Genomic DNA, 15,656 nt, shown 5'->3' with positions numbered 1-15,656 from the left:
GGCCGCCGGCAGGGACATGGTCGTGTGCTCCTGCGGGGTGTTCGCCCGCCACTCGGACCCGCGCGACCTGCTAGCGGGCGGGTCGGGCGCCGGTCGCGTACTCGTCCCCGCCGGGGCGATCGGCGGACTCGACGTCCTCTCGGCGGCCGCACGCGCGGGCACCGACGACGCACTCCTGCGGCACTACACCATCAAGAGCCCGGCCGCGCTGGACGTCGACGAGCAGCTCACCGAGCGACGGGAGGTGTTCCGCGGGTCGGCCCGCGAGGCGGCGCTGGCGTTCCCGCTCACCTCCAACGCCTCGGTCGCGCTCGCGCTGGCCACGCTGGGATTGGACCGGACCGAGGTGGTCGTGGTCGCCGACCCCCAGGTCCGTCGCACCCGCCACGTCGTGGAGTGGGTCTCGCCGATGGGTCGCTACGAGCTGCAGTTCGAGAACGCCGTGGACCCCGACTCCGGCGGCCGCACCTCGGCGATCACCGCGTGGTCGGTCGCGGAGGTCCTCTCCGGTCTCGCGGCCGGGGCGGGGCCGGGCGTGGTGGTGCTCGGCCAGGACCCGGGCCGCGGTTCGCGTCGAGAGGCGAAAGACCGGCCGGTGACAGGCCGACCGGTGGAAGCTCGACCGCCGAGCCCCTAGCGTGTGGGTCCCAGTCAACGAGAGGTGCGACTATGACCAACGCCCGACCGTCAGACCCGGATCCCGCCCAGAGCCCGGACGTGGATGACACCGGTTCCGCCCCCGCCGGGGTGACGCCGGACTCCGACTCGACCTCGTTGCAGTCGGACAGTGCGGCCAGGAAGCAGGCCCCCACGGAGCGGCAGAGCCCGACTCCTCAGCCGGGACGCACGAGTCCCGTCGTGTGGATCGTGGTCATCGCCATCGTCGTCCTCCTCCTGGTGGTCGGCCTCGTCGGCTACGCGTTCGAGGTGTTCTAAAGCCATGCCCGCCGCGTTCGACACCGTGATCGTCGGGGCAGGCAATGCCGGGGTCTCCCTGGCGGCCCGCCTCAGGCGCGATGGCGTGGGCGGCATCGCGCTCATCGACCCCAGCCCGGTGCACCGCTACCGGCCGATGCTGAACTACGCCGCGGCCGGGCAGGCACGCATGTCCCGCTACGAGCGGGCCATGGCGACCGTGGTCCCGGACGGGGTCGAACTCGTGCCGCACGCGGCCACCCGCGTCGATCCCGACGCCCGGACCGTCACCCTCGACAGCGGCGCGTCCGTCAGCTACCGCGACCTGGTGTTGTGCCCCGGTCTCACCCCGCACTGGGAGGAGATTCCGGGACTGCAGGAGGCCTACGTCGACGGCTGGGCGGTGTCCGCCCACGTGCCCGAGTACGCCGGTCGGGCATGTGCCGCCCTCGTGCGTGAACGTGAGGGCACCGTGGTGTTCTCGGTTCCGCCCGAGCCGGCATCCTGCGGCGGGACGGTGCTCAAGGCGATGTTCCTGGCGTGCGACCGGTGGCGGCGGGCCGAGGTGCTCGACCGGATCGACGTGCACCTGGTGACCCCGTTCGGCGGACTGCTCGGACTGGAGAAGATCGACTCCCGATTGCAGCCGTTCATCGAGGACTACGGCATCACGGTGCACGCCGACACTCGGGTGACCGCTGTGGACCACGCCGCCCGGACCGTCTCGCTCGACGGCCCCGCCCCGGTGACCCTCGAGCACGTCAACCTCGCCTACGTCACCCCGGACAGCCGCGCACCGCGATTCGTCGCCGACTCGGGCCTGGCGACGGGCGACGCCGCCACGCTCGTCGAGGTGGACCCCCGCACCCTGCGCCACACGCGCCACGAGACGGTGTGGGGACTGGGGGACGCCGCGACCGTGGACACCCGCCCGTCCGGTGGCGCGTTGCGCGACCAGGTCGCGGTGGTGGCCGACAACCTGCGCGCCGCCCGCGACGGTGGGCCGCTGAAGGAGTACGACGGCTACACGGTCATCCCCGTGGCCGTGAGCAGGGGCCGACTGGTGCTCGACGAGCACGACCGGGACGGCCGGCCGGCCCCGTCGGTGCCGGGGATCGACCTCTTCGCCCCGCGACGGATGACGTACGCGTTCGACCGGTTCGTCCAGCCCGTCGTGTACTTCCGCAAGCTCCTGCGCGGCCGGGTCTGACCCGGCGACCGGTCCGTCGCCGAGGTCAGTGGGTGGCCAGTTCGATCTCGTCCCGTCGCGCCTGCGGGAGTTCACTGCCGCGACCGAGATCCACCTGCACGTGGTGGAGCGTGGCGCCGCGGACCGGGAACGATCCCTCGTACGCGGTGCTCACCGCGCTCCCCCGACTGCGCCCGATGTCGAGGGTCTCGTTCATGCTGAACATCGCGGGCGCCGTCACGGCGATCCGCCCGTGCCCCACCTGCTCACCGTCGACGAGCAGGCGCAGGTCCGCGCCCGCCGCGATCCCTCCGTCGTAGGCGAACTCGAGCTCGACGGTGCGCGCACCCGCGGCGAGCGGTTCGCTGCCGGCTGCCCGGCCGTGGTGGCGACCGAAGAAGTTGTACTCGAAGACGGGCACCCCGTCGACGATGTACAGCGTCATGCCTCCGAAGCGGCCACCCAGGCTGAGCAGCACACCCTCGCAGGACCCCGCCGCGGGGGAATCGCCGCCGTGGACCTCCAGCGACGCCGTGAGCCGGAACGCACGGTTGAGCAGCTTGGGCGCGGCCTTCTCGTTGAGCCCGTCCATGTGCGGGTACAGGGTGATCGACGAGCGGCCGCCCATGGGGTGGGGTGAGCGGTTGTCGACGCCGGCCTGGCGTCCCACGGTGCTGTCGTCCAGCGGCAGCACGTCGTACCGCGCGGCCTCGGCGATGAACTTCATCGTCAACCGCTCGAGGATCTCGGGGTGCTCGGCGGCCAGGTCACGGGACTGCGACCAGTCCGCGCGGGTGTCGTAGAGCTCCCATGTACTGTCCGCCAGCGGCGTGAGGTCGACGCCGGAGGTGGCCATCAGCCAGGGCGCCCGTTGCGCGGTCACGGCGGTCCACCCGTGGTCGTAGATCCCGCGGTTGCCGAAGATCTCGAAGTACTGGGTGGTGTGCCGGTCCGCGGCGTCGGGCTGGTCGAAGGTGTAGGTCATGCCCATACCCTCGAGGGGCTTCTGCGCCACACCGTCCACGGTGTGCGGCATCGGCAGACCCGCGGCCTCGAGGATGGTGGGGGCGATGTCCACGCAGTGGTGCCACTGGTGGCGCAACCTGCCCGGCTCGGCGATCCGGCCCGGCCAGTGCGCGACGAGGGCGTTCCGGGTCCCGCCGTAGTGGGAGGCGACCTGTTTGGCCCACTGGTAGGGGGTGTTCAGCGCCAGCGCCCAGGACGACGGGAAGTGCGGGTACGAGTCGGGGCCGCCGAGATCGTCCCACTTGGCCAGCAGTTCCTCGGTGGTCGAGGGCAGCCCGTTGAGTCCGGCGAGGTAGTTGAACGCGCCCAGCCGGCCGCCCTCCGTGGAGGCGCCGTTGTCCCCGACCATGTACAGGACCAGGGTGTTCTCCAGCGCACCCGTCGAGTCGAGATGGTCGATGAGTCGCCCGACCTGGTCATCGGTGTGCTCGAGGAACCCGGCGTACAGCTCCATGAGTCGGGCGGCGACCTTCTTCTCGTCGTCGTCGAGCTCGTCCCAGTGCGGCAGACCGGGCGCCCACGGTCCGAGCTCGGTGTCCTCGGGGACCACTCCCAGTTCCTTCTGGCGCGCCAGGGTCCGCTCGCGCAGGGCGTCCCAGCCGTCGTCGAACTCGCCGGCGTACCGGTCACGGTAGGACTCGGGGACGTGCAGCGGCGCGTGGACCGCGCCCAGCGGCAGGTAACAGAACCACGGCATGTCGGGGGCCACGGTGGAGACGTTCTCGACCCACTGGACGGCGTGGTCCACCAGGTCCTCGGTGAGGTGGTATCCCTCCTCCGGTGTCCGGGGCGGGTCCACCTGCCGACGCCCGTCGTAGAGGACCGGGGTGAAGTGGTCCGCCTCGGCGCCCAGGAACCCGTAGAAGGTGTCGAACCCCTCCTCGGTGGGCCAGCGGTCGAACGGCCCGGCGGCCGTGGTCTCCCACGGCGGGGTCTGGTGCATTTTTCCGAACGCGCCGGTGGCGTAGCCGTTGCCGCGCAGCACCCGGGCGATGGTGGCCGCCGAGTCGGGCCGCATGCCCGTGTATCCGGGTGCGCGGGTGCTCATCTCGGCGATCACGCCCATCCCCACGCTGTGGTGGTTGCGCCCGGTGAGGGTCGCGGCGCGGGTCGGCGAGCACAGCGCGGTGGTGTGGAACCGCGTGTACCCCGCCCCGTCGTGGTTGAGGCGCTCGATGGTCGGGGTGCGGCAGGGGCCCCCGAACGCCGAGGACGTGCCGAACCCCACGTCGTCGAGCATCACCAGCAGGACGTTGGGCGCCCCCTGCGGTGGGCGGATCTGCTCGACGCCCGGGAACCCGTCCTGCTGATCGCGGCGGTCCATCTCAGCGGGCACCCGACCGGCGAGCCGCCGCACGGGCAGGACGTGACGGTCGAGACCGGCCTCGGGGAACGCGTCGTCTGACGGGCTCATGCTGGCACGTCCCCGACGATGGCGACGCGCTCCATGACCCGACGATGGGGGAAGTAGTCACTGCACGCGTAGTGCTGGGTGGCCCGGTTGTCCCAGAACGCCACCGTGCCCGGGGCCCAACGCAGGCGTGCCTGGAAGTCGGGCATCTTGACCTGGTCGAGCAGGCGCCGCAACAACTCCCTGCCCTCGACCGGGTCCATGCCGTCGATACCGGTGGTGAACAGGCTGTTGACGAACAGGAGTCTGCGGCCGGTCTCGGGGTGCGTGCGGACCACCGGATGGTGCTGCGGCGGGTAGCGCTTCTGCATCTCGGCGAGCTTGTCGGGGGACATGCTCCGGCCGAACGACGGCGTGAAGTCGTGTGTGGCCGTCAGCCCGTCGATCCACTCCTTGATCTCGTCCGGCAGCGCGTCGTAGGCGTTGCCCATGTCCGACCACAGGGTGTCGCCGCCGGCATCGGGGACCCGGATCGCCCGCAGCACCGACCCCATGGGGGGCCGGTCCTGCCAGGTGACGTCCACGTGCCAGATGTTCTCCATGCCCGGGTTGTCCTGTCCGCGGTCGAACCTCACGACCTCGGGGATCTCCCCCTGGTCGAGGAGCGGGTGGACCTCCAGGTCGCCCCAGTGGGCGGCGAAGTCGCGGTGCTGGTGGGCGGTGACGTGCTGTTGGTCGCGGAAGAAGAGCACCTTCCTCTCGAGCAGCGCGGTCTTGAGTTCGGAGATCTGCTCGGGTGACGGGGCGGCGAGGTCGACGCCCTCGACGTCCGCTCCGATGAACGGGGTGACGGGCCGCACGCCGATGTGGTGGTAGGTGGCGGGCGGGGCATCGTCGGCCGTCAGCCGCATCCGCTTGGGGCCGAACTCGATGTCGTGATCGCCGATCGTGACCTGCATGGGGGTTCCTTCCGTGGCCGGTGGGCCTGGTCGAGGGGACGACGCGCGAGGTGTAGACATCTGTCTACAGCGTGCTCAACCGTGACTGTAGACGATCGTCTACAGTGGCGTCCATGGATCTCCCCGAATCGGATCGCCCCGTCGGACGAGACGCAGTACGCCGCGCCGTTCTCGGCACCGCCCGCCGGATCTTCGCGGCCCGCGGGCCACGGGCGCCCCTGCGCCTGGTGGCCGAGGCCGCGGGGGTGAACCTCGGCCTCATCCACCGACACATCGGGAACAAGGACGACCTGCTGTCGGCGGTGCTCGAGGACGGCCTGCGGCACGGCACCGCCCGGGTGGGAGACCACGACGATGCCGGCAGGGCCGTCCACTCCATGCTCACCGGAGCCGTCGACAACCCGGATTTCAGCCGCCTCCTGGTGTGGCTTGCCCTGGATCCGGGCGCCGTGTCGCGGCCGCTGATCGACGCCTCGGTCCGGCCCGCCGGCGCGGTGTCCCGCATGACCGATCCCCCGCCGGCCGGCGAACTGCACCTCGCGCTCGCCCTCACGGTGATCTATGCCTGGCCGGTTCTGCGCGAGCAGATCCTCGACGTCCTGGACGTCGCAGCCGCCGACCGTGAGGACGTCGACACGCGGATGGCGGAACTCCTGTCCGAGGTGGTCACGGGCCGCGGAGCCGGGGAAGGACGATGACGACGACGAGGGCCTGCTGCGCACCGGGCGCCCCGCCCCCTCCCGACGGGCCGAACCTGCGGGGCCCGCGGTCCCCGGGCCGTGGAGCCGACCGTCCCCGCCGGCAGGTCCTGATTCCCGGCGGGACGTCGGTGATGGGCGACCACTTCGACGAGGGGTACCCCGACGACGGGGAGCTACCCCTGCACGAGGTGAGCCTGCGCTCGTTCCGGATGGACGAGTGCGCCGTAACCAACGCCCAGTTCGCCAGGTTCTGCAAGGACACCGGGTACGTGACCGACGCGGAGGACCTCGGCGTCTCGCCGGTGTTCCATCTCGCCGTGGAGGCCGACCCGGCCGACGTCCTCCACCACCTGGATTCCACGCCGTGGTGGGTGGCCGTGCGGGGAGCCGACTGGCGCCACCCCGGCGGGCGCCGGTCCTCGATCACCGCTGTGCAGAACCACCCGGTCGTGCACGTGTCCTGGAACGACGCGACGGCCTACTGCGAATGGGCGGGGGCCCGCCTGCCCACCGAGGCGGAGTGGGAGTACGCGGCACGGGGCGGCCTCGCCGGGGCCCGCTTCCCGTGGGGCGACGAGCTGACCCCGCGTGGTCGGTGGGGTCTCAATGTGTGGCAGGGACGGTTCCCCTCCCACAACACGCTCGACGACGGCCACCTGACGACCGCCCCGGTACGCGCGTTCCGGCCGAACGGATACGGCCTGCACCAGATGGTCGGCAACGTGTGGGAATGGTGCGCCGACGTGTTCGACCCCGGCTACTACGCGGTCTCGCCCCGAGAGGATCCCCGCGGTCCGCGCCCCGACGGGAGCCCGGGCGACGAGACGTGGCGCGTGATGCGGGGAGGTTCCTACCTGTGCCACGAGTCGTACTGCCACCGATACCGGGTGGCGGCCCGATCCGCGAACACCGCCGGTTCAGCTACTGCCAACCTCGGCTTCCGGTGCGTCCGCGACGTGTGACTCCCCTGGTCCGACCCCTGCACGCAGCGCGGCCTCGACCATGTCGTAGAGATGGGCGACGACCTTGTCGAAGTCGGCGTTGACCACGGCGTTCCGGGCGTCCCGACGGTCCTCGTAAACGGCCAGTGCACCGGTGAACATCTGGGTGGCCAGGTCGATACGTTCGAACGCCACCCGCCGCGGCAGGTGGGAGAGCACATCGATGAGGCGCACCACCACGTCGTCGGTCGCGGTGCGCAACTGCGCCTCCGGGATCCCGGGGGCCATGACAGGTCCGACCCGCTGCAGGAACCGTGCGTAATAGGTGGACTCGGGCTGGGACCGGAGCAGCTCGACGATCGGCTCGAACAGCACCCGCACGAGAGCCGCGAGGTCGGTGCCCAGGCCCTGCTCGTCGATCTCCGCCAACCGCTGCCGGCGATCGACGTCGAGGGCGGTCAGCCGGCGCCGCAGCACCTGCAGGATGAGACCGTCGCGGCTGCCGAAGTGGTACTGCACCGCGGAGTTGTTGCGTTGCCCGGCGGCGGTGGCGACGTCGCGCATCGAGACACGGTCCAGACCGCGCTCGCTGATCAGTTGCTCGGCGATCTCGAGCATCGCCGTCTTGGCGTCCCTCGCCTGGGCGGCCCCCTCGACCGAGGGTTCATTCGTCGGGTCCATCGGGCCCCTTCCTCCGCCTTGATTGAACAGTGCCCATACCGCCGCCGGACCGGGCCGGTCGGCGTCGATCAGATCTTGGCCGCTCCGGGGCTCCACTTGCGGCCGGCGGCCTCGCCCAGCTGGTTGAAGCTCAACACCGTGAGGAACAGGACGATGGCGGGAATCCCCACCAGTCCGGGGTACCTCTCGAAATCGGACTGACCGGCGCTGATCATGTTGCCCCACGTCGGTTCGGGCCGAGGAATGCTCAGTCCCAGGTAGCTCAGCGAGGCCTCCGCGACGATCAGCACCGCCACGAGCATGAAACTGTAGGACAGCACCGGCGCCACGATGTTGGGGGCCACCTCGCGCAGCATGATGCGGGTCTCTCCCGCACCGAGCGACCGGGCGGCGGTGACGAACTCGCGGCCGGCGAAGCTCATCGCGTTGGCGCGGACGAGCCGTGCGTACGACGGCACCACCATGATCCCCAGCGCCAGGGTGACGTTGAGCAGGGTCGGGTCGAGGACCGTGACGATCGCGATGAGCAGGATGAGCGACGGGAACGCCAGCAGGACGTCGCTGATGATGGAGACGATCCGGTCGGCCCAGCCGCCCTTGTAGCCGGCCACCAGGCCCAGCGCGCCGCCGATGAGGGCGCCGATGACGACACCGCCGATGCCCACCACGATGGAGACCCGGGCGCCGTAGAGCAGGCCGCCGAGGATGTCGAGGCCCTGACGGTCGGTGCCCAGGGGATGCGCCGTGAGCAGATCCGGCGGCAGCAGGGACCGGGTCGTCAGCGCGAACTGCGGGTCGCGCGCCTCGGCCAGCGGCAGGAAGTCGACGATCAACGCGCCGAGAACGATGAGGGCGGTCCACCCGAGGGCGAGCAGGGTGCCGACCGCGGAGAGCTTCGGCAGGCGCAGCTTGCGCCGGGCGGGCGCCTCCGCGGCGATGGTCGCGGTCGCGGTCGAGGCGACGGTGGAACGGGTGGGGTCGTTGTCAGCCACGGCGGATCCTCGGGTCGATGAGTGCATAGGTGACGTCGACGGTCATGTTGACCACGACGTAGAAGACGGCGATGACGATCACGCCGCCGAGCACCACGGGCAGATTGTCGTTCTGGACGGCGTCGACGATCATGCTGCCCATACCGGGCAGGTTGAACAGCCGCTCGACGACCACCGTCCCGCCGATGAGGCGACCGAGGCTGATGCCGGCGAGGGTGATGATCGAGACCGTCGACGGCCGCAGGGCCTCCTTGACCAGGACGTGGCCGGTCGGCATGCCCTTCGCGCGCGAGGACAGGACGAAGTCCTGTTGCAGGGTCGAGATCATGTCGGTCCGCAGGACGCGGGTGAAGATCGCGACCTCCATCAGCGCGAGGGTGAGCGCGGGCAGCATGATGCTGCGCAGGTTCTCCCCCAGCCCCTCGGCCAGCGGCGCGTAGCCCTGGCGGGGGAACTCGGGCAGGAACAGCGCGATCACGGCGATCACCCCACCCACCGCGAGACCGGCGATGAGGGACCGGCCCCAGGTGACGCCGGGTGCCCCGCGCCCGCCCCGACGGCCCAGCGGCGACAGCGTCACCACCAGCCCGATCACGACGGCCGCGCCGAGGATGAGCTGCTGCGCGAAGGAGTGGTTGAACACCAGCAGGTAGATCAGCAGCAGCCCGGCCACGAAGCTGGGCACCGAGATGAACGCGAACGACACGACCGAGGCGACCTGGTCGAACACCCCACCACGGCGGTAGGCCGACCACACCGCCACCGGGACCGCGATCGCCAGCGACAGGATGATCGACAGGAACGCCAGCTGGATGGTGACCGGCAGCGCGTTGCCGATCATCTCGGTGACCGGCTGGTTGGGCGGGATGAGCGAGTTGCCCAGGTCGGCCGAGGCCATACTGCCGACCCATTCCGCGAACCGGGTGGTGACCGGGTCGTCGAGACCCAGCTCCTCCCGGGCTGCCTGGTATTGCTCTGCGGTCGCGCCCGGCCCCACGGCGGATGCCGCGGAGTCGCCGGGAACGGCCTCCATCAGGAAGAACGCGCCGATGGTCGCGAGTACGACGACGACGACCGCGTGCAGAGCGCGTTCGCCAATGAACCTGAGCACGTGGGGAGACCCCTTCGTTTGAGTCACCGCCTGAGGCGGCTTCTTAATCACCTTGACGTGGACACCCTATGCCGTGATACTCATCACAGCAACACGTTCTAAGCAGTTGTCTTAGATCCCCGTCCGAGACACCAACCCCAGGAGGCAGCCATCGCCGCCGCAGCACCCAGCGGACACGGGCCTTCGGACCCCGACCTGCTGCTCGAGGTCCGGGACCTGCGCACCCACATCGACACCCCCGACGGTCGCATCACGCCCGTCGACGGGGTGAACATCTCCCTGCGCCGGGGCGAGACGATCGGCATCGTGGGCGAGTCCGGCTCGGGCAAGTCGATGCTCGTGCGGTCGATCATGGGCATCGCGCCAACCACCGCCCGCGTCGATCAGGGCTCCACGGTCCGCTTCGACGGCCGGGACGTCCTGTCCCTGTCCCAGCGCGAGGCGCAGAAGTTCTGGGGCCGCGAGATCGCCATGGTGTTCCAGGACCCGTTGACCTCGCTCAACCCGATCCGGACCATCGGGCGCCAGATCACCGACCCGCTGCGCCACCACCTGGGACTGAGCCGCCGCGAGGCCACCGACCACGCGGTCGAACTGCTGACCCGGGTGCGCATCCCCTCACCGCGCGCCCGGCTCTCCGAGTACCCGCACCAGCTCTCCGGCGGCATGCGCCAGCGGGTCGGCATCGCGATCGCCCTGTCCTGCTCGCCCAAGCTCCTCATCGCCGACGAGCCCACGACCGCGCTCGACGTGACGGTGCAGCACGAGATCCTCGACCTGCTGCACGGGCTGCAGGCCGATTCGGACATGGCGATGATCCTCGTCAGCCACGACCTCGCGGTGGTCTCGCAGCACACCGACAGGATCGGGGTCATGTACGCCGGACGGTTCCTCGAGGTGGGCGACACCCGGGCCCTGCTCGACGAGCCCGCACACCCGTACACCGGGGCGCTGCTGGACTCGATCCCGCGTCCCGACCTGCCGCCGCACACCCGGCTCACCGTGATCGAGGGTCGCCCGCCGAACCTGCGGGAGATGCCCGCCGGCTGCCGGTTCGCACCCCGCTGCCCGCGTGTGGCCGACGACTGCCTCGCCGTGGATCCGCCGCTCGAGGACCTGGCGACGGCACCCGACGTGACACCGCGGTTCGCCGCCCCCATCGCTGAAATCCACCGCGCCGCGTGCCATCACCCGCTCGTCCCCGCCACTTCCAGCACCACCAGCGAGGCATCATGACCGTCCCCTCCCCCCACCTCACCGGTTCGGCCGAGCCGGACGCCGCGGGCCCTCCGGCCGATGCCGACGTCGTCGTCGACGAGCACGGGGCCGACAAACTCGTCGTCGACCACGTGACCGTCGAGTACCACACCCGCAAGGGCACGGTCCACGCCGTCTCGGACGTCTCCCTCACGGTCCCCCGCGGCTCCACACTGGCCCTGGTCGGCGAGTCCGGCTGTGGAAAGTCCAGCCTCGGCCGGGCGATGCTGCAGCTGCCCCGCCCGAACTCCGGGCGCGTGATGGTCGACGACACGGACCTGTGCTCGCTGTCCGGAGCGGCCCTGACCCGGGCCCGCAAGATGATCCAGATGGTCTTCCAGGACCCCGTGTCCTCCCTCAACCCGCGCCGCAGGGTCCGCGACATCGTGGCCGAGGGCCTCGAGATCCAGGGCGTCGACGGTGGACGCGAGGAGATCCGTCGCCGCGTCGACGCCGCCCTCGAGGCCGTCGGACTCGACCCCGAGCACGCCGGCGGCCGCCGCCCGTCGGAGTTCTCCGGCGGGCAGTGCCAGCGCATCGCCCTGGCCCGCGCACTCGTCCTGGAGCCCGAGGTGCTGGTGTGCGACGAGCCGGTCTCGGCCCTCGACGTCTCCGTGCAGGCACAGATCCTCAACCTCCTCGAGGAGATGAAGGAGCGCTACCGCCTGACGATGATCTTCATCTCCCACGACCTGTCGGTGGTGCACAACATCGCCGACCGCGTGGCGGTGATGTACCTCGGCACCGTCTGCGAGGTCGCCGACACCGAGTCGCTGTACCGGGCCCCGGCCCACCCGTACACGATGCTCCTCATCTCGTCCGCGCCCACGCTCGGCGGCACGCTCGCCGACACGCTCGGCGAGGACTCCATCACCGCGACCAGCTCCGAGCTGCCCTCGCCCCTGAACCCCCCATCCGGATGCAGATTCCGAACCCGGTGCCCACTGGCCACCGACATCTGCGCCACCGAACGCCCCCCGTTGGTCGACATCGCACCCGGCCACCAGGTCGCGTGCCACCACCCTCTCCAGGAGAATCGATGAAGCGCACCACCAGCGCCATGGCCGTCCTCGCGGCCGCCGCCCTGACCCTGTCCGCCTGCGGCGGCGGGGAGGAGTCCACCTCCGCCTCCGGCGGCGCCGAGGGCCAGGCCCCCGACCAGTCCGAGCGGTGCACCGAGGACCGGGCCGGCGGCGAGATCACCGTGGGCGAGTTCTCCATGCTCCCGTCCTTCGCGCCCGGCCAGGGCCAGTACGGTGTCCGCGGCGGCGCGCAGTCGGCGGCCGTCTACGACCGGCTCATGGTGTGGAACCCCGAGGCCGAGGAGTTCGAGCCCAAGCTCGCCGAGTCCCTCGAGGCCAACGACGACAACACCGTGTGGACCCTCACCCTGCGTGATGGCGTCACCTTCTCCAACGGCGACCCGCTCACCGCGGAGGACGTCGCGTTCACCGTCGGCCTGCACAAGGACCCCGCCACCCGCTCGGTCGCCATGACCGACGCGATGGAGATCTCCGACGCGCGCGTCGTGGACCCGCTCACCGTGGAGTTCACGCTCGACGACCCGTGGGCCGGGTTCCCCGTGACCCTCGCCGGCACCGTCGGCGAGGTCATCCCGAAGAACGCCTACGAGGCCGCCGACCCGCAGGAGTGGGCGCGTAACCCGATCGGCGCCGGCGCGTTCACCGTCGCCGAGTACATCCCCGATCAGCGGACCGTGCTCGTGCCCAATCCGAACTACTACGGCGGGCCCGTCTGCCCGACCCTGGAGTTCATCCGCATCCCCGGCTCGCAGAGCACCTTCGACGCCTTCAAGACCGGCGAGGTCCAGGTCGGTTTCCTGCGTGGCGCCAAGTTCACCACCATGGCGCAGAACGAGGACGTCCGCGGCTTCCAGGAGATCATCAGCTCCGGCTCGGTGCTCAACATGAACTCCGGCAAGGCCGGTTACGACGGCATCCTCACCGACGTCCGCGCCCGCCAGGCGGTCGCCGCGGCGATCGACCGGGACCTGTGGAACCAGCGTCTGTACGACGGCGAGGGCCAGCCGACCTCCGCACTGGTCGCCGACTCGTCCCGCCTGTACGACGGCCAGGAGGGCCCGGCCTACGACGTCGAGAAGGCCAAGTCCGTGGTGGCCGAGCTCAAGGCCGGCCGTCCCGACTGGAACGGCGAGCTGCGCATGCTCATCTCCGACGGCCCCGAGAACATCGAGGCCGGCGTGATCGCCAAGGCGATGCTCGACGCCGCCGGGTTCAACGTCGTCATCGACAACGCCCCCGTCTCGCAGGTCACGGCGCGTCAGTTCACCGGCGACTACGAGATCGTGATCGGCGGCCTGGCCCCCTCCGACGCCGACCTGGCGTCCACCTTCGCCAGCGCCTTCAGCCCGGACGGCGCCACCAACCTCACGGGCATCGACGATCCCGAGCTCACCGCCGCGGTGACCGAGCTCAAGGCCGCGCCCGACCTCGACGCGCAGAAGGCCGCGCTCACGCGCCTGCAGGAGGTCTTCAACGAGGTGCAACCGTTCACGGTGATCGCCAATGCCGAGCAGTACGTGGCCGTCGCCGACACCGTCGGTGGCCTCACCCCGACGCTGTCCTCGACCGTCCTGTACGACGGGGCCTTCGTCAAGGAGTGATCACTCCCCCGCGGTCCTGACGGGCCGCGCCCGAACCACACAGACGTGCCCCGGGCTCCCGCCCACCGGTGAGAGCCCGGGGCATCTCTGTGCCGGAAACACCTATGAGCGGTGGGCCGACCGGCCCGCCGCCCCTCACGATCAGGAGAACAGATGACCCGCGCCACCAGCGCCCTGGCCGTCCTCGCCGCGACCACCCTCGCGCTCACCGCATGCGGAGGAGGCGGAGCCGATCCCACCGCTTCGGCCTCCGGCGCCACCGCCCCGGACCAGTCCGAGCGCTGCACCGCCGACCGCGTCGGCGGCACCATCACCATGGGCGAGTACGCGATGCTCCCCTCGTTCGCGCCCGGCCAGGGCCAGTTCGGTGTCCGCGGGGCCACCGAGTCCGCGGCCGTCTACGACCGCCTCATGCGGTGGAACCCCGAGGCTGCCGAGTTCGAGCCCAAGCTGGCCGAGTCGCTCGAGGCGAATGACGACAACACCGTGTGGACGCTCACGCTCCGCGACGGCGTCACCTTCTCCAACGGCGATCCGCTCACCGCCGAGGACGTCGCGTTCACGATCGACCTCCACAAGGACCCGAAGACCGTCTCCAACGCGATGACCGACGCGATGCAGGTGGAGCAGGCCCGCGTGGCGGACCCGCTGACCGTCGAGTTCACGCTCACCGAGCCGTGGGCCGGCTTCCCGATCCTGCTGGCCGGGACCGCGGGCGAGGTAATCCCCAAGGACGCCTACGAGGCCGCGGACCCCGCCCAGTGGGCCCGCAATCCGATCGGTGCCGGCGCGTTCACGGTCTCCGAGTACATCCCGGACCAGGAGCTGGTGCTGGAGCCCAACCCGGACTACTACGGCGGTCCCGTCTGCCCCACCCTCGAGTTCATCCGTATCCCCGGCTCCCAGGGCACCTACGAGGCGTTCCAGACCGGCGAGGTCCAGGTCGGGTTCCTGCGGGGCGCCAAGACCGTCACCGCCGCCCAGGACGCCGGCGACCGGGGTTTCGAGACCATCACCAGCGCCGGCTCCATCGTCAACCTCAACGCCGGTAACGCCGGATACGACGGCGTCCTCACCGACGAGCGGGCCCGTCAGGCGTTCGCCATGGCGCTCGACCGGGAGCTCATCGATCAGCGCCTCACCGGCGGTCTCGGCCAGCCCACGTCCGCCATCATCGCGGAGTCCTCACGCTTCTACGACGGGCAGCAGGGCCCCGAGTTCGACGTCGAGCAGGCCACCGCTCTCATCGACGAGGTCAAGGCCGACCGTCCGGACTGAAACGGCGAGCTCACCCTGCTCGTGGCGGACAGCCCGGAGAACATGGAGTCCGGCGTGGCGGTGAAGGCGCTGCTCGACGCGGCGGGCTTCAACGTCACCATCCAGAGCCAGCCGGTCGCGCAGGTCGTGGCCCGCCAGTTCACCGGCGACTACGAGGCCGTCATCGGCGGGCTGTCCCCCTCGGACGCCGACCCGGCCTCCACCTTCGCCAGCGCCATGACCCCCGGTGGCTCACTCAACATCCCGGGCGTCGACGACCCCGAGCTCACGAAGGCCGTGACGGCGTTCAAGGCCGCCGGCGACCTCGAGGCGCAGAAGGCCGCGGCGACCGACCTGCAGGAGGTCTACAACCGGGTCGTGCCGTTCGCCGTGATGGCCAATGCGCAGGAGTACGTGGTGGTCGACGACTCCGTCAAGGGCGTCTCGCCGAGCCTCTACTCCACGATGTTCTTCGACGGGGCGTTCGTCCAGGAGTAATCGCGCGGCCCGCCCGCCTCTCGAACACCGACGGCCCCGGATCCCGGAGACATCTCCACGGGATCCGGGGCCGTCGGCTGTCCGGGGTGGCGCGAGGCGGGGTGGGGCGGGCGGGCCAGGCGGACAGCAGCCTC

The 15,656-nt window shown here is 70.8% G+C and carries 15 protein-coding genes; 10 read left to right on the top strand and 5 right to left on the bottom strand.

Features of this window, described 5'->3' with window-relative positions; all coding sequences use genetic code 11:
• The 3 genes from G6024_RS13165 to G6024_RS13155 form a co-directional block, all read left to right on the top strand.
• On the top strand, positions 1-637 hold a 637-nt coding region (locus tag G6024_RS13165), incomplete at its 5' end, for an aspartate dehydrogenase domain-containing protein (RefSeq protein WP_159148886.1).
• 32 nt (positions 638-669) lie between these two features.
• On the top strand, positions 670-936 hold the full coding sequence (locus tag G6024_RS13160) for a hypothetical protein (protein ID WP_067716453.1): 267 nt from the start codon (positions 670-672) through the stop codon (positions 934-936).
• A gap of 4 nt (positions 937-940) precedes the next feature.
• Positions 941-2,125: an NAD(P)/FAD-dependent oxidoreductase gene (locus tag G6024_RS13155; protein WP_096906949.1), complete on the top strand. Its 1,185-nt coding sequence runs from the start codon at positions 941-943 to the stop codon at positions 2,123-2,125.
• Between the two features lie 25 nt (positions 2,126-2,150).
• Here G6024_RS13155 and G6024_RS13150 read toward each other — a convergent pair whose 3' ends face one another.
• Entirely contained in the window at positions 2,151-4,544 is a 2,394-nt protein-coding gene (locus G6024_RS13150; protein ID WP_159148885.1) for an arylsulfatase, read from the bottom strand.
• Positions 4,541-5,440, bottom strand: a complete 900-nt coding sequence (locus tag G6024_RS13145) for a TauD/TfdA dioxygenase family protein (protein WP_067716445.1) — start codon at positions 5,438-5,440, stop codon at positions 4,541-4,543. Before G6024_RS13145 ends, G6024_RS13150 begins: the two co-directional genes overlap by 4 nt.
• 113 nt (positions 5,441-5,553) lie before the next feature.
• On the opposite strand from G6024_RS13145, the gene G6024_RS13140 reads away from it, so the two are divergent.
• Entirely contained in the window at positions 5,554-6,138 is a 585-nt protein-coding gene (locus tag G6024_RS13140) for a TetR/AcrR family transcriptional regulator (RefSeq protein ID WP_067716469.1), read from the top strand.
• Complete coding sequence (locus tag G6024_RS13135) at positions 6,135-7,103, top strand: formylglycine-generating enzyme family protein (RefSeq protein ID WP_096906946.1); 969 nt, start codon at positions 6,135-6,137, stop codon at positions 7,101-7,103. Before G6024_RS13140 ends, G6024_RS13135 begins: the two co-directional genes overlap by 4 nt.
• Here G6024_RS13135 and G6024_RS13130 read toward each other — a convergent pair.
• The 3 genes from G6024_RS13130 to G6024_RS17075 all read right to left on the bottom strand — a co-directional run bounded on the left by G6024_RS13130 (position 7,059) and on the right by G6024_RS17075 (position 9,866).
• A complete protein-coding gene (locus G6024_RS13130) occupies positions 7,059-7,763 on the bottom strand; it encodes a TetR/AcrR family transcriptional regulator (RefSeq protein ID WP_067716442.1) in 705 nt (234 codons plus the stop codon). The two genes, G6024_RS13135 and G6024_RS13130, sit on opposite strands and share 45 nt — an antisense overlap.
• A 68-nt stretch (positions 7,764-7,831) precedes the next feature.
• Positions 7,832-8,755: an ABC transporter permease gene (locus G6024_RS13125; protein WP_067716439.1), complete on the bottom strand. Its 924-nt coding sequence runs from the start codon at positions 8,753-8,755 to the stop codon at positions 7,832-7,834.
• Positions 8,748-9,866, bottom strand: a complete 1,119-nt coding sequence (locus G6024_RS17075; protein WP_067716436.1) for an ABC transporter permease — start codon at positions 9,864-9,866, stop codon at positions 8,748-8,750. Before G6024_RS17075 ends, G6024_RS13125 begins: the two co-directional genes overlap by 8 nt.
• Before the next feature lie 267 nt (positions 9,867-10,133).
• Between G6024_RS17075 and G6024_RS13115 the strand changes: the two genes are divergently transcribed.
• From G6024_RS13115 to G6024_RS16740, 5 genes are all read left to right on the top strand, one after another.
• Complete coding sequence (locus tag G6024_RS13115; RefSeq protein ID WP_067716433.1) at positions 10,134-11,102, top strand: ABC transporter ATP-binding protein; 969 nt, start codon at positions 10,134-10,136, stop codon at positions 11,100-11,102.
• Positions 11,099-12,166 (top strand): ABC transporter ATP-binding protein, encoded by a 1,068-nt coding sequence (locus tag G6024_RS13110; protein WP_082923919.1) that lies wholly within the window; start codon positions 11,099-11,101, stop codon positions 12,164-12,166. Before G6024_RS13115 ends, G6024_RS13110 begins: the two co-directional genes overlap by 4 nt.
• Positions 12,163-13,767, top strand: a complete 1,605-nt coding sequence (locus tag G6024_RS13105; protein ID WP_159148884.1) for an ABC transporter substrate-binding protein — start codon at positions 12,163-12,165, stop codon at positions 13,765-13,767. The genes G6024_RS13110 and G6024_RS13105 overlap by 4 nt, the downstream gene beginning before the upstream one ends.
• Before the next feature lie 153 nt (positions 13,768-13,920).
• Positions 13,921-15,045 (top strand): ABC transporter substrate-binding protein, encoded by a 1,125-nt coding sequence (locus G6024_RS13100; protein ID WP_235027900.1) that lies wholly within the window; start codon positions 13,921-13,923, stop codon positions 15,043-15,045.
• A gap of 21 nt (positions 15,046-15,066) precedes the next feature.
• Entirely contained in the window at positions 15,067-15,522 is a 456-nt protein-coding gene (locus tag G6024_RS16740) for a periplasmic substrate-binding domain-containing protein (RefSeq protein WP_235027899.1), read from the top strand.
• The last annotated feature ends 134 nt before the right edge of the window (positions 15,523-15,656 follow it).

This window comes from Dietzia maris (genome assembly GCF_014144855.1).
GTDB lineage: Bacteria > Actinomycetota > Actinomycetes > Mycobacteriales > Mycobacteriaceae > Dietzia > Dietzia kunjamensis.
This window is presented reverse-complemented; position numbering and strand designations above follow the sequence as displayed.